Annotated in this window: 12 protein-coding genes; 3 read left to right on the top strand and 9 right to left on the bottom strand. The window is 50.7% G+C overall.

All coding sequences use genetic code 11. From position 1 onward, the window contains the following. Positions 1–5: 5 nt before the first annotated feature. A complete protein-coding gene (locus tag NSQ73_RS07480; protein ID WP_340985953.1) occupies positions 6–2,705 on the bottom strand; it encodes a response regulator in 2,700 nt (899 codons plus the stop codon). A gap of 191 nt (positions 2,706–2,896) precedes the next feature. Between NSQ73_RS07480 and NSQ73_RS07475 the strand changes: the two genes are divergently transcribed. Together NSQ73_RS07475 and NSQ73_RS07470 are read left to right on the top strand one after the other, a co-directional pair. Further along, complete coding sequence (locus NSQ73_RS07475; protein WP_340985952.1) at positions 2,897–3,847, top strand: hypothetical protein; 951 nt, start codon at positions 2,897–2,899, stop codon at positions 3,845–3,847. Between the two features lie 273 nt (positions 3,848–4,120). After that, positions 4,121–4,903, top strand: coding sequence for a class I SAM-dependent methyltransferase (locus NSQ73_RS07470; RefSeq protein WP_340985949.1), 783 nt, complete (start codon positions 4,121–4,123; stop codon positions 4,901–4,903). Between the two features lie 126 nt (positions 4,904–5,029). Here NSQ73_RS07470 and NSQ73_RS07465 read toward each other — a convergent pair whose 3' ends face one another. Further along, positions 5,030–7,093 carry an S-layer homology domain-containing protein gene (locus tag NSQ73_RS07465; RefSeq protein ID WP_340985948.1) on the bottom strand — a complete coding sequence of 688 codons (2,064 nt, stop codon included), beginning with the start codon at positions 7,091–7,093 and terminating at the stop codon, positions 5,030–5,032. A gap of 172 nt (positions 7,094–7,265) precedes the next feature. After that, entirely contained in the window at positions 7,266–13,274 is a 6,009-nt protein-coding gene (locus NSQ73_RS07460) for an S-layer homology domain-containing protein (RefSeq protein WP_340985947.1), read from the bottom strand. 290 nt (positions 13,275–13,564) lie between these two features. On the opposite strand from NSQ73_RS07460, the gene NSQ73_RS07455 reads away from it, so the two are divergent. Then, positions 13,565–15,646, top strand: a complete 2,082-nt coding sequence (locus tag NSQ73_RS07455) for an RICIN domain-containing protein (RefSeq protein ID WP_340985946.1) — start codon at positions 13,565–13,567, stop codon at positions 15,644–15,646. A gap of 417 nt (positions 15,647–16,063) precedes the next feature. On the opposite strand, the gene NSQ73_RS07450 is transcribed toward NSQ73_RS07455, so the two are convergent. The 6 genes from NSQ73_RS07450 to NSQ73_RS07425 form a co-directional block, all read right to left on the bottom strand. Then, entirely contained in the window at positions 16,064–17,500 is a 1,437-nt protein-coding gene (locus NSQ73_RS07450; RefSeq protein ID WP_340985945.1) for a glycosyl hydrolase family 28 protein, read from the bottom strand. Between the two features lie 96 nt (positions 17,501–17,596). Continuing rightward, positions 17,597–19,168 carry an extracellular solute-binding protein gene (locus NSQ73_RS07445; protein WP_340985944.1) on the bottom strand — a complete coding sequence of 524 codons (1,572 nt, stop codon included), beginning with the start codon at positions 19,166–19,168 and terminating at the stop codon, positions 17,597–17,599. Positions 19,169–19,248: 80 nt separating this feature from the next. Further along, the gene (locus tag NSQ73_RS07440; protein ID WP_231575194.1) at positions 19,249–20,121 is read right to left on the bottom strand and encodes a carbohydrate ABC transporter permease; all 873 of its coding nucleotides are present in this window, start codon (positions 20,119–20,121) and stop codon (positions 19,249–19,251) included. A gap of 21 nt (positions 20,122–20,142) precedes the next feature. Next, positions 20,143–21,108 (bottom strand): ABC transporter permease, encoded by a 966-nt coding sequence (locus NSQ73_RS07435; protein ID WP_340985943.1) that lies wholly within the window; start codon positions 21,106–21,108, stop codon positions 20,143–20,145. 623 nt (positions 21,109–21,731) lie between these two features. Next, positions 21,732–23,948, bottom strand: a complete 2,217-nt coding sequence (locus NSQ73_RS07430; RefSeq protein WP_340985942.1) for a helix-turn-helix domain-containing protein — start codon at positions 23,946–23,948, stop codon at positions 21,732–21,734. A 188-nt stretch (positions 23,949–24,136) separates the two neighbouring features. Then, positions 24,137–25,501, bottom strand: a complete 1,365-nt coding sequence (locus tag NSQ73_RS07425; protein WP_340985941.1) for a response regulator transcription factor — start codon at positions 25,499–25,501, stop codon at positions 24,137–24,139. Position 25,502: the final 1 nt, after the last annotated feature.

The raw sequence follows: 25,502 nt of genomic DNA, 5'->3' as shown, positions 1-25,502 counted from the left end.
CACTCTTATATAATCATTTTCATCAGGGTCAGTAACTGCTCCATATTAACGGGCTTGCTTAAATATTCAGTCGCCCCTGCCTCCAGAATTCTGGTTCTGTCTTCCTGCATCGCCTTTGCAGTCAATGCGATGACCGGCGTCTCCTGTCTCAACGGCATTTGTCTAATCCATTTGATCGTATCATAGCCATTCATCACAGGCATGATGATATCCATCAGAATCATATCAACAGCTGCTCCGGTCTGCAGGTACTCCACGGCCTCTTGGCCGTTAGTGGCCTTGGTTACGTTCAAACCATTTTTCTCCAGAATTTTCGTTAGCGCAAATAAATTCCTTTCATCATCATCTACGATCAGAACTTCTTTATCGGCCAACAGGGAGTAGTCGTTATAATATCCGGTCCCGGCTGCGGCAACCAGTTCATCCGGGGTTTCCGCCGGCTTTTCCGGCAGCGGATGCTGTTCTTCATAGACAGTAGCATGCCTGGCAGGCGGCAGATAGACGTTAAAGGTGCTGCCTGCCCCCTTTTCGCTAACCAGACTGATCTTGCCTCCAAGTAATGACACCAGTTGTTTGGTAATTGACAGCCCCAGTCCGGTGCCTCCATATTCACGCTCCGTATGCCCATCCGCCTGCTGAAAAGCATCAAAGATCAAGGCTTGTTTATTCTCAGAGATACCTATGCCTGTATCTGTAACACTAAACCGGATATAATGGCTGTCTTGTGCATCTTCGAATGGCTCAAGCTCATCTATGGAAGCTATACCAATTCTGAACGTAACCGAACCTTGCATTGTAAACTTAAACGCATTGGATAACAAGTTGCTCAGAATTTGCCGTAATCGCTGAGCATCGGTATAGATGATTTCCGGCACCCCTTCCTCCAGGTGCACATGGAAAGGAAGCTCTTTTTTCCGCGATAGCTGCCCGAAGCTTTGAAGTACCATTTCAGGAATTTCAGTGATATTAACCGCTTCAATCTCGATATTCATCTTCCCGGCTTCCACTTTGGACAGGTCAAGAATATCATCAATCAGAGCCAGCAAATCCTGTCCTGCAGAATGAATGGCATGCGAGAATTCAACCTCCTCGTCTCCAAGGCGCTCTGACTGGTTCTCCATTAGAAATTCAGACAGCAGCAAGATCCCGTTCAGTGGAGTTCTAAGCTCATGTGACATATTTGCCAAAAACTCAGATTTATATTGTGTGCTTTGCTGCAGAATCTTAGCATACTGGGTGAGCTCTTCCTGGGCTTGCTCCGCTTCCAGCGTTTTTTGCTCAGCCAGGACCTGCTTCTCTTCCAGCTTCTTGTTGGTGGCGTGCAGAATTTCTGTCTGGATATGAAGTTCTTCAGACTGTGTCTGAAGCTCTTCTGTATATACTTGGAGCTCCTCGTTCAAGCTTTGTGATTCTTTCAGCAATCCGTCGATCTTCATACTGCTCAGAGCACCATTGAGAGCTGCACCGAAATGCCCGGAGGTCGACTCCAGAAAGAGAATATGCAGACTGGATAAAGGCTTGAAAGATGCTATCTCCACAACGGCAAGCACTTCTCCCAGGAAGCTGACAGGGATTAGAACCAGTGACTGCGGCGAAGCAGCACCAAGTCCTGAGCGGATATGGATGTAGGGCTCCGGCAAGTGATCTACATGAATCAGCCTGCCCTCTTTCGCACATTGCCCTACCAGTCCTTCTCCGAAATTGACTTGCTCGTGATCGCTACCCACAGCAGTACCCGCAAATACCGATACTCTTGTTAAAAAATCCTGGCCGTTGTCCTGCGTGCGGACATACAGGGTTGCATAGGGGTAATCCATAATTTTGGCAAGCTTACTTAGATAAACATCTCCCAGTAATGCGGTCTGCGTAATGCCCTGATATTCTGACAGCATCTCCTTCTCCTGCTGCTGCAGCCTCAGCCGTTCTTGCTGATTATCCAGCAACAGATTAACGGCTTGTCCCAGGTCACTGATTTCATCATTGCTGGTAATTGAAATCCGTGTGCTCAAATTCTCAACTTTCACCAGATCTGTAAGTGTGCCTGTGATTTGGGAAGCCGTACGCGAGATGGAACGGGCGATGACCACAGATGCAGAAACTGCTGCTGCTGCGATCAGGAACCAGACGATATACAGCAATTCCAACAGCACTGTATTCCGGTCTGCCTGGTTTGTTATTAACCGATTGGTATTCTCATTCCTGTTGTCACGGAACGCACTGATCTGATTACGGATATGATCCATTTGATCGATGCTGGAATTTGTCTTGAAGAATTGCCCGACTTGACCGTCCTCTCCCGCTTTCTTTAATTGAATGACATGCTGGGCGGATAGCTCAATCCACTGCTCTATATTGTTCTTGATGCTCTGAAGCCGGCTTTGCTGTACAGAATCCATAGCATTTAATATAGATAATTCATCAAAATTAGTTTCCCACGCAGCCAGCCCCTGGCGGAAGGGCTCCAAAAATTTATCATCACCTGTAATGACATATCCACGCTGGTCTGTTTCCATATCCAGTATATTTTTCTCGATTTGATTAGTCAGGCTGGTAATTTGCCGATCCTGATGTGTAATGAAATTGGTTTCTTGCTGCAGGGAATTTATTCTCCAGTGGATGACGATTACAAATGCCAGCAGGCAGACAATAATCAAAATCGTTAAAGAAAGAATTTTCTGTTTAATCGTAAAACGAAATTTCTTCACGAATGTCCTCCATCCTCAATTGACCCAAGTATAAGTCGGTTAGCCTGTTAAGTTTACACTTTTGTCAGAAGTTAATATAGTTCTTTTCTCTCATGGTTTTGCATCACTTATCAATTCCATTCCCCGGAATGGCATGATACATTATACGAATAGGAAGAACAATATGAAATTCACTTGTAATGGAGAATAGAATGAGAAATTTCACGAATGATACCGCCCGTAAAATTTTAGCCAATGAAATTAGCGTAGAAACATTATTACAACAGTATCCGGAGTATCAGGCGGAGGTCCTGCAAGAACTAAGTATACTGAAAAGCACCAGAAATTCTAATCTGATTCCTGCCATTCTTGATAAATATACGGCAAGTGCAAAGATGGCCAATCATAAAATTTCCAAAAGCGGCTTCAATGAAAAAACGCTAAATGCCTTTCTGCCTAATGTGATTAAGGCCCGGTTTGCCATTCATCTGCTGGAGCAGTTAAATATAACAGCTTCTTCAAAAACTCCTGCCGGAAATGTAAAGTTCAACCTCTGGGACGGCATGATCTTACAAAAGCTTTTATTCAAAAAGGGGCTTGAACGAAAGCCTGTTTCTCTGGGCCTGTTCAGGCTGTGTTGGCGGATTCTCCTGAATAAAAAGATACTAATGCCCCTCGTCAATAAAAAAGGCATCTATTGTTTCTACTCAAAACCTTTAATTAGCGAACTCTCAAGCTTGATAGGCGATAAAAAATGTCTTGAAATAGCTGCAGGCGACGGTACGTTAACCAAGTTTTTGAACGAAAAAAACATCAACTGCACAGCAACAGACGACTATAGCTGGAAGCACTATATCGATTACCCCGGCTTCGTGGAACAGGCAGATGCCAAAGCTGCCCTTCATCAATACAGCCCGGAAGTAGTACTCTGCTCTTGGCCGGTACCTAAAAACCCGTATGAAAAACATGTATTTAAAACCGGCTCGGTTGACTTATATATCGTTCTTGGCACAAAGGATCCTGCGGTGACTGGAGATTTCGACGCTTATTACAGCGCTGATAAGTTCACAATGGAGCTCAGCGAGCGATTGTCCTCCCTCCTGTTACCCCCTTCGTCTGAAAATGCTGTTTATATTTTCAGACGAAAACCTGTTTCTTCCTAATCCCATTCCAGGGAACAATGCCGCTATCCGCACCCTCACTTGCCTGTTTCCCCGGACTTGATATCAACAGCACCTTTAGCAGCTGCCTTGATGTCAGGTCCCTCCTTTCACCTCCACAACTTAGGTCCGGAATGTCCAGAATGTCCGGCAAATCCGATATTCTTCTGTTATCCATCATATTTATGAGCGCTTGCCATATAAATTAATCAAACAGTTACACGGGTGTTCCAAAAGGGAGTATTGCCCGCCTCACCCGCTCAGGAAAAAAATGAAGTGTTGGAAATCCTCGACACCGAACAAAATGATGTTCTTTTTACGGGGGAACGTGTCGTCATTAACGATGTGGTCAAAAAGAATTACGGAGATGTGCTGGAAGAGCATCTGAACAGATACAGATTAGCCCAAAAATACGTCAAGGATAAACGGGTGCTGGACGCCGCCTGCGGAGCGGGGTATGGCTCCAAAATGCTGCAGGCGGCCGGGGCCAGCCATGTACTTGGCGTAGATATCGATGAAGCCAGCTTGTCAAATGCGCGCAAAACTTATGGTCATGATCAGATTGATTATGCCTACGGCAATGTAAACAAGCTTGAACTGGAGGACAAAAGCTTTGATGTCGTTGTTTCCTTTGAGACCATTGAGCATATAGATGACGGCAGTGTATGGATTAAAGAATCCTCCAGGCTTTTAAAAGATGACGGGATCTTTATTGTCTCCACACCTAACCGCAGCATTGCGAACCCTTCCGCTTATTTTGTGGAGCAGCCAAGAAATCATTACCACAAATATGAATATACGATTGTCGAGCTTGTGGGAGAACTCCTGAAGGAATATGATATCCTGGAGCTATACGGGCAAACCTTCACTACGGACTATGTTGCCTTCCAAACCCAGATTATCAGAAAAGCTAGAAATTTGGGCGCAGCAAGTACGCCTTATACCAATCCTGTCATTAGCGGCTACGAGCTAGTGGCTCTGGGAGAAGTAAAAGATATGAATCCTTTGTACGTGGTGGCCGTGTGCCGAAAAAAATGCGTTGCCCCCATGGACAAATAACATGGTAGGAACAACAACAGGACCGGCCCCAGCGGCCGGTCCTGTTATTGTTCTGTATCTTGTTTCACAACTAATCACGCTTGCCGGGAACGGATTCGTGAACGGGGCAGCCTTGATGTCTGGTCCTTACAGTCCAGACATGTTCCCTCCCGGAATGAGCTTCTGCAGCCTAACCAGAATGGCCGCTGCCTGCTCACGCACCAGAACCTGCTTCGGCTCGAAGCGGCCGCCGCTGCCGGTCATAACTCCGTATTCATTGACGGCTTGAATTGCCTGGCGGCTGGCCGGAGTCAGGCCTGCAACATCAGCTAAGCCCATACGTTCAGGACTACCGTACGTGGTCAGCTGTGCAGCTTGGACAACCATGACCGCCGCTTCTTCCCGCGTAATGCCGCGGTCCGGCTCAAACTTGCCCGAAGAGGAGCTAAGGATGCCGAGCTCCACAGCCTTGGCAACCGTACCGCTATACCATTTGCCTGCCGGTACATCGGTGAATTCGGAGACCGTCTTCCCGTCAGGGAACTCATGCAGCAGCCGCAGCAGCAGGGTCAGAAATTCGGCCCGGGTCAGCTTTTGCTTCGGTGCAAGCACATTCCCGCTGGCACTCACGCCCTGAATATACCCACTGCTCAGCGCCATAGCAATATCCCCCCTTGCCCAGGCGGCAATTTTACCGGCATCGGTAAATCTGGCCAGCTCAGGGGAAGCAATATGCAGCGCAAACGTACGCTTGGCTAACGCCGGAGTGCCATCTTTCCGGTATTTGGTAATCTGCACAGGATAGACACCTGGCTTCATTCCGGTAAAGGACACCTTTCCGGCGCTGTCGGCGACTACGCTGGTCCCTTGAAGAGTTACCGTCACCCCAAAGGCCGGAAGTCCGCCTAGCTGGCTGCTCGATCTGGTGATCCGCAGCGAAAACGGTGTATTGGCAGTAGCAGAACTTCCGCTCTGCTGGCCATACTGGTCCTTCCATTCCACCGTTATCCGGTCTAGCAGCTCCGTGTCATCGGCATAGTACACCAGCAATTGGTCGCCGTCTCCAACGGTAAGCCTGGATGAAATGTTCTCAGGAAAAAGCCAGGCGCTTCCCCCGCTGTAAACGGCAATTTTCCATTCTCCGCGTCCGTTGTACCGTCCGTTCTGAATTCCTTCAATAGCTGTGAAGGCCGGCTTGGCGGCATCTGCATTCAGCTTATAAGCAAGACCCTTCGACTGTAAAAAAGCGGCGGCCGTCTTCACCGCATCACCGCCCGTTATCCGTCCGCCGGCAAGCGTACCGCCGGGGCCTTCAATCTGGATCACTGCCCGCTCAGGTCCGGTATGATGCAGTCCGCTGTACAGAAGTCCTGCCTGTTCCGCCAAAAGCTTGTATGAGGTCAGGGCAAGATAGCTGTTCACCGTGGCTGAAAGGTCACTTGAGCCGCCCGCCATTTGCGCAAAGCCGCCGCCTGGGAGCTGCGCAGACAGCAAATGGTCCAGCAGCGATGACCCGCCTTCTTGCGCAAAGTCTGCCGCATCCATTCCCAGGGAGGATAGAGCAATAATCACTTGCGCCGTGGTCTCAGTCTTGCCGTCCAACCCGCCGTCCGGCTGCTGCTTGTCCCTCAGCCACTGCACAGCCTTCTCTACAGGCTGCTCCGTTAGTTCCGTTCCCGCTACCGAAGCCAGCGCCGTGAGCACCCGGGCTGTTGACACCGGATCTCCATTACTCCGGCCGGCCATGGACCAGCTGCCGTCCGCCAGCTGCATGCCGAGCAGCTGATAGAGGAGCATATCGGGATAACGGTTCGTCCGCTCATAAGTATTGAAGGTGGAGTTATTCGTAGTAATATAAGCGGCAGCTACGACGGCTGCCCCTTCTGAATCAAGACCGGTATGGTTCATGAGCAGCGGATACAAATCAATGCCGGCGGTGTTGTTGATATTCCCGCCCGCAGCACTATAAGCCAGCGCAGTCTGAATCAGATCGGACGCCTTGGCGAACTTGCCCCGCTGCTCCAGAATCCGGTCTGCGGTCCTCTCCAAATATCCCTTGGGCAGACTGCGCCCGTTCTTGAAGAAACCTACGGCTGCTTCGTCTGGAAACGGCTGTTCAGCCAGCAGAACACGCTCTGCCTTGTCAAGCAGCTGCTGCATTTCCGCTGTGAAATGCACCGTCGCCTTGGGTCCTGCAGACGGTTCCGCCATTATTACCCTTCCATCCATCAATAGCAGCAATATACATAATGCAATAAGTGCAGTCTTCCTGATCAACCATTTCATTGGTGCTGCTCTCATAGCTATTCCCCTCCAGTGCGTTTTGCTAGTCCTATAAGGTTAGACGCAGATGAATGGGAATTTGTTCCTCATCTGGAGCAGCCTAAATCAATCCCAGCACTCTTGCCACAAGCACCGCAGCTTCCGCCCGCGTGGCCTGTGACTTGGGAGCAAAATCACCTGAGCTCCGGCCTTCGATGAAGCCCGCTTCAGAGATGAGATTCACCGCCTCTACGGCAAACGCGGAGATTAGCGGTGTGTCGCTGAAGTTGACGGCTTCATGATGCTTCGGCAGTTCTTCTCCCGCCGCTTTCAAAACGCGGACGGTGATGACCGCCATTTCTTCCCGGGTAATATTGCGGTCTGCACCGAAGGTACCGTCCCCGTATCCCGTAACAATTCCCAAGACCTCCGCTGATGCAACCGCATCCGTATACCACTGGCCTGATCTCACATCCTGGAAGGAGGAGCTTTGACCTGCCTGCACTAATTCAAAGGCTTCCATCATCATCTTCAGGAACTCGGCGCGGGATAACACTCGCCCCGGAGCATAACTATCATTCCCGGTCCCCTGCACAATTTCGCGGGCCGACAAGGCAGTAACGCCATCCTTCGCCCATGAATAAGCCTCCATGTCTTTATAAGAGGATGGAACCGAGAGTACCGCATACTTGCTGAAGTGCCTGGCGCCGAAGATAAGTCTTCCGGCTGTTCTGTCATATGTGGAATTCCGGATCACCTCGAGGCTACCCTCAATACTCAGAGAGGCTGCGACCAATCCATATACGGATTCATCCGCTTGCGGCGAATAGGGGATCATTACCTTCACCACGCTGCCGTTGGCGAAGACGTTCACGCTCTGTCCGTTAACGGAGAGTCCCAATTCATAGACAGGCTTGTTCTTGAGCAGGCCGGACAGTGATGCCTGCCATCCGGACCGGTCCGCCTGTCCGACCGACACGGTCAGCTTATCTGTTTCCATCAGGTTACCGGCCGCATCCAGAGGAATTAACAATGATGCGAATCCGGACTCAACCGACAGAAACCTGATTCCTTCCCGCTGTGACTTGAGCCAGGCACTGGCCGGAAGCTCCAGCGTAATGGAGGACAGCTCTCCGCTTGGCTGCACTTGAATATGCAGGGTGTCCTCCTTATTCTGGATCGCCTGCTTGAGGGCTTCCTCCAGGCTTGCTTCACTCAGTGTGATTAGCGCTGCTTCCTGATGTATGGCAGGAACAACCTGGATACGGCTTCCATGTACGCTTATTACTGTCTGGACTGGGGCCGGAATGGCGGTCCCTCCTGTATTCCCGCCGTCAACCGGTGAAGCCGGTGGCGGCGGTGACGGCGTTGGCGGTGTTTGCTCCTCCTCCTTCAGGGTCTTCACCGTGTAGTCGGCACTTGACGCCTTGTTACCCGAATCATCGAAGGCGGTCACCCGGAACGTATAGGACATATCCGGCAATAACCGGGTGAAGCCATACTCATAGGTATCCCCTGTTACCGTACCATGTACTTCTCCGTTCAGCAGGACCTCATATCCGGCCAACCGCACATTATCAGCCGGGGCATTCCAGCCCAGCTTCAGGGAATTCGCAGTAATGGAGTAAGCCGTTAATCCGGTCGGTGCTGCCGGAAGTACCGGCGGCGTTGGCGAATCTTCATCCATTACAGCCACATTGGCGACTGCCGTCACATTCGTGCCGTAGACCGCGCCGGTTACCGTGAAGCTTCCCACGGAGCTATATTGAACCGGGTCGATATCCTGCCATAGTACAGACAGGGATCTGACCGTCTTATCGCTATACACTGCCTCTACTACTGACGGCAGCTCCGGAGCTGTTCCTACTGCTGTTGTTACTTCCACCTTATTCAGACTGACAATGACCGGTTGGACCACCAATTGCTCCATAGCTGTAAGCAAGCCGGTGGCTGCCGCGTCGATAGCGGATTGGGCCGCATCCGCAGCCAGGTCCAGCGCGGCAGCTTTTGCCGTATCCAGAGTTACAAGACTCTCTTCCGTATAGAGGTCACGCTGCACACCTTCGGCCTGCTCTCTCAGATACTCCAGCAGTGTCCGGTCAGCTGTCTTCTGATAGAATTCCAGCTCCGCCACGTTGGCGTTCCCGCTTGGGGAATAATAACGCAGATAGCGGTAAGCTGTATCTTCACTTATGGCAGCCGTATGCCATTCAGCGGTGGTGATACCGCTTATGGTGTATAGATCCGTGTAGTGCTCTCCATCTGCAGAGCCCTGAAGAATCGCTCCATTGACCCTTCCGAGATGGGCCTGAGTGCTTCTCGGATAGAATTTGAAGCTGGACAACGCCTTGTCATTGCCCGATCCCAGATCGGCAACAATCCAGCCCGGATTGGCTTTGGTATCGGTATACGTAGCCTTGTCGCCGTCGAAGGCCTTCCAGCCGTTGGCAGCTTCGGATAATTTCCCGTCCCACGAGATATGGGACGCCTTCACCATCGGTTCGGTAACTGCTATTCTCTCCGCTGGCAGCTCCGTGACCGTAACCAGCAGCCGCTCCGCCTGGAACAGCTCATTAAGCAAGGCCAGCATATCTGCGCCTTGATCTCCGGCAGCTTGCACAATCCGGTCCGCCTCTTGCTTGTACTGATAGTAGCTTAGCCGGGTGTATCCTTCAGGCCCTTTCACCTTCGACTCAAGGACTGCGGCTGGAATACTATATTCGCCGTATATTTCTACTTCAGCTACATTGCCGCTCCATGAAGCTGGGTTCACTATTCTTAAATACCGGTAAGGCTTGCTGTCCTTCATTTGTTCTTCATTAATATAGGTCCACGATTGGTCAGCCGCCCCAGACACAGCCGGGGTGAGATTACTCCAATTCAGCTCATCATTGGAGCCTTGAATGATCAGGCCGTTCATCCGGCTAGCATAACCTGTTCTCGGCAGCAGAATGACGCCGCTGAGCCTGATTGACGCATCTGGCCCGAAGTCCAGCGTATAATAAGCCCCGTTGCCGCTGGCCAAGTCTCCATAGGTTGCAGTGTTGCCGTCAAACAGCAGATAGCCGACCTTGTCTGCGGGCAGACCATTACTGCCGTATTGGGCACTTGAAGCCGTCACACGGGCCAGCTTCGTGACATCCACATATTTGGACTTGTTTACATAGTAGAGCACTGAATGATCTGTAGTGAACAGGGCAGGCGCGGCCGGCAATCCGCCTGCGGTTGTATAGTTAATAGAGAATTTGATCTTGCCCGCCGGCATAGCACTGTCCATAATTACAGAAGCCGTCCAATTGATCCGGTCTGTGGTGTGAACGGAGGCTTGCCGGCCCTGTAGGGTAACCTCTACACCCTCAATAGGTTCAGCAGATTGGAAGGACAGGTCCACCCTGCTGCCGGTTTCTACCCTGTTCTGAGTACTCTGCGGGGAGCTGAGCGTTACAGACTTCAGCTTGTTATGGGTCTCATGCCGCAGGCCATAGATGCGAAGCTCGGACAATTCGAACATCGTGCTTGACGGCTCGATCATCTGAAGCTTCAGGAAACGGAACTGGCCTTCCTGCTGCGCTTCACCGACCTCCAGAGTCTGCATTGCATCCGATACCGTAGTTACTCCCGGAGTGAGCCGGGTCCAGGACTCCTTGTCATTCGAGCCATATACTGCAGCCCCGCCAATCCGCTCAGGGAATCCGGTTCTGACCTGAAGCGCGAAGGCCGTGGCGGATACCTTGAAGTTCACCCCGAAATCCAGAATATAGCTGAGACTGTCGGCCAGATAATAACCGGCAAAGCTGTCCGGCGCGTTATCGATCAGATTACCAATCTCTGTACCGAAAGTGGAAGAAGCTACCGTATCGAAATAACGCATGCTTCCGTCTTTCATCAGGGGTGTCAATTCCTTCAGACCTTGGGCGGCGAGATTCAGCCCGGCCAGCTTCCGGTACATCTCTTCATCGGATGCGCTTGGCAGCGCATTCGTCACATCGTCAATCATGGCCATATATTCCGCCAGTGTCGTGGAGATGTAGCTGGTTTCCGGATTGTACCTGCCGGCAGCAGCCGTTGCCGCCTCCTGCCGGTTCCTGCCTACTGTAACGGTTACAGCTTTGGCTGTTACGGCAGCTCCATCGTCCGCGCTTAAGATCAGGGAATATACCCCCGGCTGCTCCGGCATCCAGGAGAACTCACCCGTGCTCTCATTGAATACAGCCCCTTCAGGTTTAGGGTCCAGCTGATAGGTCACAGTATCGCCTGCGGCTGCATCTTTGGCAGACAGATCAACCTGGAGTGCAGCTTCAGAGCCCGTATAGGCATATGCATTCACATCTGCCGGTCCGGAAGTGAAGACCGGCGGGGTCAATCCGGCTGCCGGCGCCAGCAGCAGATGATCGATGTCGACCAGTGTTCCGGGACCCGTAACCTTGAAATAGATCAAATCGCCCAATCCATGATATTGATCCATGGTCAGCGTTATATATTTCCACTGGCCCTTCGTATCCGGCAGTACGAGCTCTGATTCCGTCCATCCGTTAACTTCCAGCCTCGCTGTTCCATTGGTCCGGATGCGGAGAGCAACTGTCTTCAGGCTTGTGCTTGAAGCGACCACAGAAACCCGGCTGCCTGCTTCTGTAGCCTTAACCTGCACGTAGGAAATGTCTCCTTCTTGCCGGGTCACCGCATTGGAATCCAAGCTGGTAGCCCGCTGCTCGATTTCTGTCCAATCTGCGCTGGGCGAGACTTCGGGCAAGGTGGATGCCCCTTCGGAAGCCGCTTCCTTCGGGATGAACAGCCAGTAGTCCGCCCCGCCATCGGGTGATTCCCAGTAATACGGCGTCCGCTTATTGAACATTTCGGCATAGTATGGAGCTTCCTTCTCTATATCCAGCCCCATGCTGTATTTATAGTAATAATACTGGCCGTATACATTGCCGCCGATCCGCCCCCGGTATGCACCGGACAGCACTTTATAAATCACCGGATTTCCTTCCGCGTCGTAGCGGGCCACAACGGGAGTCCAGGGTGTGTCATAACCCAGCATATATTGGGCGAAGTAATCCGCCGCCTTCAGAATCCGGTTGCCCAGGAAGGCGTAAGCGGTTACAGCATTATCCGCAGTGGACAGCGTTCCATCCGCCGGATCAACCTTCGTGCCCTGGGCATCCAGTAACCGTCCCAGAATCTCCACATTGGTAAGATCTCCAGCGCCGTGAGCCTGGTCCCGGCCCATCTCCACATGCTGAACTCTCGGCGTCTCCAGCTGTTCACCGGTTACGGCGTCTTCCGTCACCAGCCGGAACAGCTGCCGGATCGCACCGTTCTGGCCCTGATCCACGGCAGTCTTATTAACCGTAAACCATTCAACGCCTTCCTTGTACTGGTCCATATTGTCTGTGAAGATATAACCGGACATCGCCCCGAGCAGCGGATACAAATGCTGGTTCATGAAATAGTTATTGCCGTGCAGAAAGGTCTCCGTCATCGGCACAATCAGATTGGACGTGAATTTGGCGGTATCCGCTTCCGTCCAGCTAAGCGCCCCGTTCCGGGCAACGGTGTACCGGAGAATCTCCGCCGCGGTCACCATCCGGTTCAGCGGAATGCCCATATGGATATGAGAGTCCGTAAAATACGTATACTGGGCCGGGTCCATCTGCTCCCAGATGCGGATAATAGCCATCGCATTGGCCCGGTAAACTTCATCTCCGGTAATGTAATACATGAGAGCTTGCGTATACGCACTTAACCCGTCTGTAACGAATGCTCCCTTGCTGTTCACGGCGACGCTTTTCGGCTTGGACGGATCTGCCGCGCTGGCCAGGTTTGATGTAACGGTTCTGGAAGCATACGACGACTTCGTCATGGCCGCGTAATACGAAGCCCAGGGCTCCTTCCCCGCGATCACCTGCTCGCGCATATTTTCCAGAACAGACTTGGTCACTCCCACCCCGGGATGGGTAAACCCGCCTCTGACCGTCTCATGAATAATAACCATATCCGTGGGTTCAGGAATACTGGCCTCCGCCTTAGCCATAGGCAGGGCAATATCTCCAATCAGGGTTACAGCTAACAGGATGCTTGAGATCATAATGACAAGCGCTTTCGATAACAGGGATTTCCGGATGCTCATATCCAACCTCCTTGTGAATGAATAACTTTGTGTTATACAATCCGTTTCCTCGCGGAAACACGGCTCATCATAGCAAATTCTCAACTTGCTATCTATTGTAAATTCTTTTGTTTTCTTATGTTTTCATTCAAACTTTAACGAAAGCTCCAATCCCCCCGCAGGAAAGATCCGGATTATAAAAAGCATTAAGAAATGCACTCTTTCTAATATAATTGGAATTTATTCCCGGACGGGATTGGGCTATAGTACGGGATGGAAGCGATTCCATAATAAGAAGGAGAGCTGATAATATGAAAAAGTTTGTGATGATCCTGTTTATCCTCACCCTTGCAGCAGGTTTAACCGGACTCGTACCGGACCAGCAAGCGGAGGCGGCTCCGGCAGGCGGCTTTGCACATCCGGGCCTGCTCCATTCGCAGGCGGATTTCGACCGCATGAGACAGATGGTGAATGCCGGAACCCAGCCGGTTCTGGATGGGTGGAACCAGCTCGTGAACAGCCCGCTGTCGCAAGCCGGCTGGACCCCGCAGGCAACCGCCACGATTATCCGCGGCGGCACGGGAGATAATGTGGCTCTGCTCTATAGGGATACAGCCCGCGCTTACCAGAATGCCCTGCGCTGGAAGATCAGCGGAAGCACGGCCAACGGAGACACCGCGCGCGATATTCTGAATGCCTGGTCGTCCACCCTTACGGCCGTCTCAGGCAATGCGGACCGTTATCTGGCTTCCGGCCTGTATGGCTATGAACTGGCCAATGCAGCCGAACTCATGCGGGATTATCCCGGCTTTAATCTAACGCAGATGCAGGATATGCTGATCAATGTCTTCTATAAACCGCTGAATGAACGGTTCCTGATCGGCAATGAATACGGCCAGGACCACAATGACGCCTACATCCAGAATTACTGGGCCAACTGGGATCTGGCTAATATGGCTTCGGCTGTGGCTATCGGGATCTTTTGCGACCGTGCGGATATCTACAATATTGGAGTTGAATATTACAAGCATGGGGCCGGCAATGGCTCGATTTACAACGCGATTCCTCACCTTCATCCGAACGGGCTGGCCCAGTGGCAGGAATCCGGGCGCGACCAGGCGCACACCCAGCTCGGCGTCGGTCTGATGGCTGTGATTAACGAAATGGCCTGGCATCAGGGCGACGACCTGTACGGCTGGGCGAACAACCGCTTCCTGCGGGCCGCCGAATATGTAGCCAAATACAATAACGGGGCAGATGTGCCGTTTGCCGCCTACGAGTGGGGTACCGGCACGAACGGTGCCGTCCAGTCCCAGACCGTTGTCTCCAATGCCAGCCGCAATGAGGTCCGCCCCATCTGGGAAATGATCTATAACCATTATGCCAACCGGAAGGGACTGTCGGTCCCCAATATTGCTGCCCGCGCCGCGCTGACAAGACCGGAAGGTGGCGCGAATACGCAGTATCCCTCCACCTTTGACCAGCTTGGATTCGGCACGCTGCTCTATACCCGCCCGGCTGGCTCCGGAGAATCAGCCTCTCTTCCAGGAGGCAATATTCCGGATGGCGCGTACCGCTTCTCCGTCCGTTTGGACGGCAAGGCTATGGAAGCCGCCGGTACGGCGAACAACTCCCCGGTACGGAAATCAACCTATACTGGAGCAGTCAGCCAGCAATGGACCGTAACCCATCTTGGCGGCGGCCAGTACAGCATTAAGAATGTGCAGAGCGGGCTATTCCTGGAGGTCGCAAGCGGCTCTCTGGACCATGGAGCCAAATTCCAAGTCTACTCCGGCAACGGCGGAGACCATCAGAAGTTCGCTTTCATCCCTACGGGCAGCGGATACTACCGGATTACCCCTGTGCATTCGAATAAGCCGGCCGATGTGGTTAACGCCTCGACTAGTGAAGCTGCCCTGATTGATCAATGGAGGTACACGCTCGGCAGCCACCAGCAATGGAGACTCGAACCGGTCTCCGTGAATGTCCGCCTGCAGTCTTATAACTATCCGGACCGCTTCCTCCGGCACAGCAGCTACCGCGCCCGGATAGATGCCGGCGTCTCCCCTGCCCAGGATTCACAATTCAAGATGGTTACCGGCCTGGCCGGTGTTGGCGGTGTATCGTTCGAGTCCGTCAACTACCCGGGACGGTTCCTGCGGGTTCGGACGAATGGCGAAGTATGGCTGGACCAGAATGACAGCACAGCAGCCTTTAACAACGAGGCGACCTTCCGCCGTGTAGCCGGTTTAGCCGACCCGCAGAAATCCTCTTATCAGATGTGGACAGACCAGACCAAATATTTGCGTCACAGCAATTATCTGTTATTTGCTCAGGCCGAGTCCGGTTCTGCATTTAACGCAGATGCTACCTTTACCGAGGTCACTCCTTAAGCCTGTTTGCTGCAAATGTATTCTTTCCCTAGACAGAAGGGGTTGTCCCAAAATCCAGGAAACGGCTGCTTGGAACAGCCCTTGTTTTTTGAGAAGGATGTACGTTGGCACTTGGATGGACGCTGCGTGAACGGACCGTTGTTCCAATCGCTGTGCTCTCCAGATTTTTTTCATTCCCCTTAGCGGTGAAAATCCGGAGACCAAGGCGACCGCTGCCGCTTTTACGCGGGTCAGTCCGTTCTCTCCGCTGTTTAAGCGGGGAATGCATCTACAATCTTTAAAAATAAAACAAGGCATTGCCCAAAACATAGAGCAGCACTCCTCCCATAACAGGAGAAGCGCTGCTCTGTTGACTTGTATGCATTAAAAGAAGGTACCTGCCTCAGCTTGTAGACAATCCACTTTTAGGACGCTCCCTTACAACACCTTTATCCCCTGAGCATGCTTCCCGATGATGACATACGGCTCCTCCAATTGAAATGCGCTGCCGTTCACCGTTACATTCTCGAAAGTAACGTCCCGGACAACCCGTGCATCGTCGTACCCCTCAATATGCGAAGGATTCATGCAGGTACCGTTAAAGTGAATGTTCCTGAACGTGATCTGCTCGATCCGCTTGCCCGGAGCCGGGTTATATTTCTCATTCTGCAATACCCGCAGATTGAACAATTCACCAAGCTCAAACGATTCAATCCGGATATCCTCATAAGATACATTGCGGACTGTATTGTTGTCGCCTGCGTTAATCGCCAGGCAGCCCCAGTAATCGGGCTGGGGCTCATGATGCTCCAGGATATCAAGCTCCGTGAACCGGATATTCTCAATCACATCTCCGTCTCCGTCATAATCACCGTGTGTGCCGATATTGACCGGGTGGGCGACATCCGCCCACAGGATGGAGCCGCTGACCGTGACATCCCGAGTATCGCCCCGGAATTCACCGCGCGAAGCATACACCGCAATACAGTCATCAGATGTGCGGAGGAAACCTCCTTCAATGGTGACCTGTTTGCAGGCCATCATATCAATGCCGTCACACCAGCCGCGCGTACTGAACGATTTCAGGTTGCGGATCAGGATATGCTCCGACTGGCCGAGAAGTACGGTGTAGTGCGGGGGATCAATTACGGTTATCCCTTCGATGTGGATATGACTTGAATACTTGATTTCGAAGCCCCGGTAAAAGGTGTTCTTCTCGTAATCTGACATGTACAGGGTGCCCCTGCCTTTAACCGTGACGTCATGCACCCCGTTGCACACAAACCCTCCATAAACGACAGCCCCTCCCGGTATATACACCGTGCAGCAGGATGGGAGGTGCAGCAGCGGTTCATTCAGCCGGTGAATGCCGGGTCTGAAGATAACGATTCGCTGGAATCCCACATCCGTAGTATGCTCCAGCTGTTGCTGAAGCTCCTCTGTGTTATGGACTCCCGGCTCCAGAATCAGAAGCTCACCGCCTTCCATGTCCGGCAGCTGCTCTTCCGGCGGATTCGCAAAAATATGAAGATTATGAAACCGTTCGCCATTGACTTCAACCGACAGCAGCTTAGGCCCGTCAATGGTGAACGACAGGCTGCGGCCGCTTATTTCCCCTACTAAACCGGCTGATAGCGGCCGGATCACAGCCTCGCGGACCGTCTCAGGATGATACTCGACTTCAATGTCAACCGTTCCGGAGCAATCGAACATGACCATTGATGCGTTCCGTACATTGTGCATATCCACTTTGACGTTGTAGCTGAAGAGCGGCCTCCACTCCTCACCCGGCGTCCGGACGCGGACAGAGAAATCCGGGTTGTGCACGGCACCCTCCGGTGCCGGATAGACATGAATCCAATTGTCAGATAGCAATATTCCCACTCCTGTCAGTAAATGATGAAACCGGCCATGCTCAGACATGTCTCCATGTCTGCACAGCCGGTTTACGATTTCGTGCATGTAATAGTGTTACTTGCTGCGCTCTTCGTAAATCTTCTGGGCTTCATCCAGCTCCGCTTGTCCGCCTGACTTCAGCCACTGGGCCTTGAAATCATCAAATGCCTTATCCGTGTCTGCTTCCCCGGTGATAGCTTTAATATAGAATTGGGTCTGAAGCGTAGTCAGAATCGTCTCATATTGCGCCTTTGTTGTCATGACGGTCGATTGCATCAGGTCTGTCAACACAGTGAGTCCGTCAATTTTGGTGTACTTGTCACGGAAGGCAATTTTGTCAGCAGAGAAATGATATTTGGTCATCGCTTCTACCTTGCCGCCAAGCGGATTATAGAAGCCTACACCTAATGCGGCCAAGGTCTCCGCAGGATTCTCAATAGCAACGGCCAAATCGCCCTCCAGATTATACGTTACCCCTTCCTTGCCGAAAGTGGTGGTCAGATAGCCTTCTGCATCCGTTGCGGCATATTCCAGAATCTCCAGAATCCTCTGTCTTTTCTTTTCATCCTTCTCAAGCTGAACGCCGAAGAAGATCGGAGGCTGCAAGGCGCCATTGGAGAACGCATACTTCTTGCCGTCAGGCCCGGTAAGCGGAGTCCCCGGCACCAGCTCAATTCCTTTATCCGCCGCTACCTGCCCGAAATATCCATCCTTGTACAGATGATGCCACATCCCGGTATCGAACATTCCTGTACGCAGGCTGATGAACTTGTTCTGAATGGAGCCGTTGTCGTCCGTAACGAATTCCGGATCAATAATTCCCGCCTCGAACCATTTGTTCAGAAGTGCCAATCCTTGTCTGGCTCCCTCCGTAATCGCACCGTATTCCACTTTACCGTCCGAACCCAGCTTGAACTGGAACGGGTTCACACCGTAAGCGGCAAAGATGGGATTAAACATCTGCATTTGCGCATCTTTACCGCGTCCGGACATCCCGAAGGTATCCTTCTTGCCGTTGCCGTCCGGATCGCCATTCGTGAACTTGGTCAATACATCCTCCAGCTCCGTCAAATCTTTGGGAGCCTCGCTATAACCAATCGCTTTCAGCCATTGTCCGTTATACCCCGGCATGAAGCCTGTGCTGCCGTTGGACCATACCTTTGGAACTCCCCAGTTCTTGCCGTTATAGCTCCCGGCATCCCATGCCTTGGGATCAACACTCTCCACGTCTGCCACATATTTGGGCATATAAGTCTTAATATCCTCCACCGGAATGCTGGCGATTACGCCCTGATCCGCCCATTGCACCATGTCCCCGACACTTCCATCGACAGCCAGAACATCCGGTATGTTGCCGGAGGCAAGCATGACCCCAAGCTGTTCTTTCCAGGTTGCCGTTTCAAATTTCACATTTTTAATCTTGACGTTGAATTTCTGCTCAATGAATTTCTGCACATAATTATTGTCGGCTTCCGGTGCGTTCCAGTTGTTCGCCCAAGTGATTTCAATTGGCGCTTCCGTTCCCGGATCTGCTGGAGTATTGGATGAAGAAGTACTATTATTTCCGTTATTGCTGCACCCGCTGGCAAGCAACGAGGTGGACAGCAGCAATGCTGCCATACCGGTCAACCATGGTTTTGTTTTCATTTTTCTAATATCCTCCCTTTTGTTCTCTGATGCTTGTTATTTAAACAATCCTGCCTCTACAGCAGATTGAGTAAATCCTGTTAACCTTTGAGCGAGCCTACCATTGTACCCTTGACAAAATATTTCTGCAGGAACGGATAGACAATGATAATTGGCAGAGCCGTGAACATCAGGGTGGCCGCCTTAATCGGCTCCTGATATCCCAAAGCCGTGTTTGTTGTATTGGAGGCGTACATGGAAAGGTCCTCGCCTGTGATCACAACTCTCCGCAAAAAGGTGGTTAGAACCTGCTTGTCAGGGTCCTGGATATAGAGCACCGCGTCAAACCAGGCGTTCCAGTGTCCAACTGCCGACCATAGAGACAGCGTAGCCAGAACCGGCAGGGACAGCGGTAATACAATCTGGAAAAGAATCCGCAAGTCGTTCGCTCCGTCAATTTTGGCCGAATCCTCAAGCTCATCCGGAATCGCCTGGAAGAAATTTCGCAGAATGAGCATGGAGAAGGTGCTGACCAGCCCCGGTAAAATGTATACCGCCCGGGTATCGAGCAGCCCGAGATTTTTGATCAGAAAGTAGGTTGGAATCAGCCCGCCGCCGAAGAACATTGTAAATACGATCAGCAGCGTAAACACATTGCGGTGGGGCAGATATCTTCTCGACAGAGGATAGGCGCCCATGGACATGAAGAGAACCGAGCATACCGTACCTACTACGGTTCTGAAGACGGTATTGCCGAAGCCGATCCAGATATCATGTTTCCCGAGAACCCGCTCCCATGCATACAACGATACCTGCTTCGGATAGAGATGGATGCCCAGTCTTAACGACTCTGCAGGACTGCTGAACGAGATCGACAGCATATGAACAAATGGATATAACATGATTATGCAGAGAATAACCATGAACGAAATTAGAAAGATTTGAAACAACGTACTTCCTTTGCCTTGTCTCACTGCCTGGTGCTCCTTTCAAAATTAGAATAATCCGTCCTGCCCCAGCTTCTTCGAGATATAATTGGTGAACAGCACCAGCATAAAAGCGATCACATTCTTAAATAGCCCTACCGCAGTCGTCAGACTGAATTGAAAATTCTGCAGACCTACCCGGTAGACATACGTGTCCAGAATATCAGCTACTTCATAGGTTGCCGGCGAATACAGGTTCAGAATCTGGTCGAAGCCTGCATCGAGTATTCCGCCCATCCGCAGGATAAGCATCAGCACAATAACGGGCAGGATGGACGGCAGCGTGATTTTGAGGGTTTGCTTCCACCTGCTCGCCCCGTCCATGACAGCAGCCTCATATAAATCGGGGGAAACCCCTGTCAGTGCGGCCAGATAGATGATCGTTCCCCAACCTACTTCCTTCCAAATCGCCGAGGTCACCAGTGTAAATCTGAAATAATGAGGATCGCCCAGGAAATAAACCGGCTCAAGTCCGACCATTGTAATCAGATAATTCACCACTCCCGTGGACGGAGAGAGCAAGGTGATCAGAATCCCGCCCAGAATGACCCAGGAGAAGAAATGGGGCAGATAGGTAAGGGATTGGGCGACCTTCTTAAATTTGGATGACCGGATTTCATTAATCATCAGCGCAAGAATGATCGGGGCGGGGAAGCCGAATACAATATGATAGATACTGATGACAACCGTATTCCCCAGAATTTTGAAGAAATCAGGCGATTGCAGGAACAGAAATTTGAAATGCTTAAGTCCGACCCAAGGGCTCCCCCAGATCCCATCCATAATCCGAAAATCCTTGAATGCCAGCTGAATTCCATACAAAGGCGAGTATGCGAATACGGCGTACCAGATCAGTACGGGTGTAAGTAATAGAAAGAGATACCTGCATTTTTTATATTCTTTCCATACTGCTGCGATCTTTGAGGTTTTCCTCCCGGCCTGGGTTTTACCATCCGAAGTGACTAGCGAGGTCATTACAGTTGCTCCTTTCCAAAATAGGCAAGCTCGGTATATTCATCATGTGCCGCTCACAAATGTAAGTTTAGATTTATGGAAGCGCTTTTTCTAGTTCAACTTCATTCAATTCCTTATACTTTCTTTCGTTTTTCCGCCTGCAGAAGTTCAATTATTTAAGCGGTTATCCACTTTCGGCCGAAATATGAACACATCAGCGACTCTTTCTTATGAATAGTAGCCGCTACTCAAAATGCTGAAGCGCTACCTCCCCTTATGAAATTAAGTGGTAAAACGTATCTTATTTTTGCTATTTTAGTATCGTTGAGATTATTAATTGGATAAACGTATCTTAATTTCGTATATTTCTCTTACTCTTGTCTATTGCCCCGATATTAAGTGCTCTTTTTCCACTTGCTGTTTGACATTGCTTCCTTCGCCCTTTAGCAAGTGTAGAATATCCATCTATATTTCAGCTGCCGCGGTATCTCGACTCCCGTAGGTGTCGTTCCACGCCGCATAAGCCGCTTCTTCACCGTTATCCTCACCTTTTCAAACTGCATCATTTCCTATACAAACAAAAAACCTTCATTGGCGTGAAGGTTCGGGATAATTAATATTTAAGGCTGGCGTTGCTAGGACATTCAATTCTCCAAAGTGATCCAATCCTCGTGGTCCTTATGCGATTTCCGGTATTGGACTGGGGTGACGCCGTACCGGGCTTTGAATTTACTGTGAAAATATTGCGGATTACGGTAGCCGACCTGCTCGGCAATTACCGCGATAGACAGCCGCGAATCGGCAATCAACAGCTCGGCGGCCTTCTCCAGTCTCAGCTTCGTTACATACTCGGTGAACGGGGTTTTGGTGACTTCACTGAATAGGGTGGAGATATAAGCCGGTGCCAGCGAGACTTCCCTCGACAGAATCTGCAGCGATAAGTCCTCATGCAGGTGACTGGATATGAAGGCTTGTAAAGTACGGATAACCTCTGCGTGGGCATGATTGCCTTCAGCATTCATCAGTTCTGTAATTTCTGTACACAGCTTCCTGATGCTTGTCATCGTTTCGTACAGGGTATCCTTCTTCAGTTCCTCAAACAGATTGGAATACGGAAGCAGATGCTGCAGCTTCAGCTCGATCACACACTGGTAGAGCTGGGCAATCAGCTGAAGCACAGCCAGCTCTGCGGCATCAATCTGGACCTCCTCTTTATGCAGCGACGAGACAAAGGTATCGAGGAAATCATTCACTCCCTTAAGGTCCCCTGCCTTCAGTGCATTGCTGTAATGCTCAAAATTGAAGAACATAGGCTCCGCATTCAGGGACTGCGTCTTGTGAAATGAAATAACCGTGTGCCTGCCGTAGATAAAATGATACCGGCTGGCCTGCTGCGCCGTCTGGTAGGAATCCGGGATGTCCTCAGCAGAGTGCACCTTCCGGCCGATGGCCGCCTGAAAGGTGAAGCCCTCGCCGGATATCCGCTGCAGCCCCTGCAGATCATTGATAAGGAAGGACGGGTCAAATCCATGCTCCTGCTCCAGGTAGTAAAGAATGACCGCCTCTCTTGCATTGAGCGAGATGAATTCTCCCGGAAGCGTGCTATAGAGCTCATACCTGGCTTTCAACCCCTCCGGCTCCCCTGCGGTAAGCTGAAGGTATGCTGCGCAATAAGCGGTATCGGGCAGTACTCTTTCCTGAGGCTCCTCGCTCTGGCTGACCCCCAGCAGCAGGTTGATAAGCTCACTTTTCCTCGCCTGGGATTCCAGATCCACGATCTTGTCTTTCATTAATGAAAAGGTATCCCCGATAATCATATACTCATTCCCGCGGGAGAGATGAGAATGGGCCGGCTGGAAGCTGCCGATCTTGGCCATCAGCTGTTTGATGGGAATATAGAGCTGTTTGGAGAACAGGAAAGAGATAAGAAGTCCGAACAGAATAATAATGGCAGAAGCGGTATACAGCCCTGTTTTTAGATGCTCGGTGAAGAGTTCTACGGTGTTGGTCGGCCGGTACATCGCATAGGTCCATTGATGAGCCGAATGAACGGATGGAAGCTGTGACAAGACTCCAGGAACTCCGCCCTCCTTAATCCTTCTTTCCTGGGCAGATCCCGAACCAAGCGCTTCCTGCAAAAGCTCATCGATTCTGCTGTTCTCCCCGCCGGCTGAGAATAGCACATGATCCGTTCCATCCAACACAAGAAGCTTATCTTCCGGGGAACTGAGCATCGGCGCCACAACGGTCTGCAGATAATTCACGCCTACATCAATGATGAAATACCCTGCAGCCTTCACGCTCGGCAATTGATAAGGAAGCTTAATCACATAGCTGATAACCTGCTCACCGTTTGCGTTAGTCCGGACCGTCCACTTCTTCAGCGGCATATGGGCCAGTTTCCAGTAGAATCCCGATTCCAGCGAATTGGCCGTTTTCATATAAAATTTGTCCGCATCCACCACATAATCATTCCCTGGGAAATATACCGCCACATTGGTGACACCCGTATTCTCCACTTTGAAGAACTCCAGATCATTATTGAAGGAAGCCGCCCGGCTCAGATTCCCCTTCCAGCCCCCATACAGCAGCTGGCTCAGATTGGCGTTGCTTTGGATAAAATTGATGGACAAGGCCTTGTTTTGCAGGTTATCCTCATATTTTTTGAGCAGTGTCTGTTCAATAAACGTCTGAACGGCATTCAGCCGGGTGACACTGTCCTTGGCGATTTCCTGATCCATCATACGGTTGGCCTGGGTATACCAGTAGCCGCCCATCGTGCTGATTAGAACAACAGAAAGAATGGTATAGGATAAAACCAGGTGATTGAATATGGTTTTTTTATAACCGTATTTGTTCATGCTCCTCCCCCTTTTCTCTGTATACCCGCTTACTTTTTGGCACCCGCTAAATAAAACGCTTTCATTAATAACCTTCAATAACCTCCAAGGAAGCAAGCTTCCTGCACTCTCTTCATGATACCAGCTTTTTAAATTTCTTTACTATTATAAAATCTTTCGATTTATTCATTTTATTTGCGAAAACGGGTTTATTTCAGTTTGATCTGCTGCTTACGATATTGCTGGGGAGTCACGCCATACCGCTCCTTAAAAAGCTTAATAAAATATTGCGACTTCTTATAACCCACCATATGAGAAATATCCATCACATGTAGCTTGGAGTCGGTTAATAGCGTGGCAGCGCGTTCAAGCCGTTTGACCGATATATAGCTGGACAGGTTCTCTCCAGTCTCCTGCTTGTAGAACTTGGATAGATATACAGGATGAAGATGGACAATTCTCCCTAAATCTTCAAGACTGAGTGCTTCAGCGAGATTGCCGGCGATATACTTCCGGATGTTATCGATGATGTCATCATTGGAAAAATCCGCATCCCTGCCCAAGCGTGAGACGGCCAGCATTACATCTTCATACACTTCCTCCGGCTGCTTTAGCCGAACAATAATCCAATCTAGAATCTCCTTGGCATGCAGTTTGTCATTGGTAAGATACAGGAAATAAATCGCCTCCAGCAGATACATGATTCTCTCTTTCCTGTGCATGAACTTAGGAAACTGCTTCTGAATTCTTTGCCTGGAGCACTCCCATTTCCGTGACTCCAGCTTGGAGAATGCATCTATGCTCCGCAGCATATTGAAGTCGCCCGGAACTACCTCTTCCTGATAGAAGAATTGATAGAAAGAAGATCGGACCGAATCCTTGAGATTCAACTGAAATGGTGCCGACAAGGTGATGGAGGGAAGAGCAGCTTTTAATTTCCGGGTTTCCGGTTCAGGAATCATCCCTACCAAACAAGAAGATGTCGTCCAAATGAATGCATCAGGACCATCCACGGCCTTCTGGAGCTTGGTCTCCACTTCAGTATCCGCGGCAGACAGCTGGAAGAACCGCATAGACTTTTGTTCACAACCGCTGCTTAAGGGTTTACATTCCTGAATCAGAGAGCCATTCTCAGTAATAACCGACAGCAGATAGCCCAGACTGTCATAAGGCTCCATGATCGTATCACTTGCAGGTTTGCTCGCTGTGACCTCTTTCGTGACATTTCGTATGACCTTTTCCATATCCTCTTTATCCACAGGCTTTAACAAATAATCGAATGCTCCCAGACGGATTGCCTTTTGTGCATATTCAAATTCTGAATAACCTGACAGAAATATCACCTTGGTCTTCAATCTCAACGTACTGACATACTCAAGCAGATCAATCCCCGAAACTTCAGGCATACGGATATCAGTGATCAGAATATCAGCGGGAGATTCTTCCAGCATTCGCTTGGCTTCAATGGAATTTGTCGTGGTGTCCACCTGGTTCACACCGAATTCTCTCCAATTCAGCAAATGCTTCAAATACTCCACGATGTAATGCCCATCATCCACGATCAATACTTTCACA

This window comes from Paenibacillus sp. FSL R10-2736, assembly GCF_038000245.1.
GTDB classification, from domain to species: Bacteria; Bacillota; Bacilli; order Paenibacillales; family Paenibacillaceae; genus Paenibacillus_AQ; species Paenibacillus_AQ phytohabitans.
Note: the sequence above shows the minus strand (reverse complement) of the source record. Positions and strands in the feature narration are given on the sequence as shown.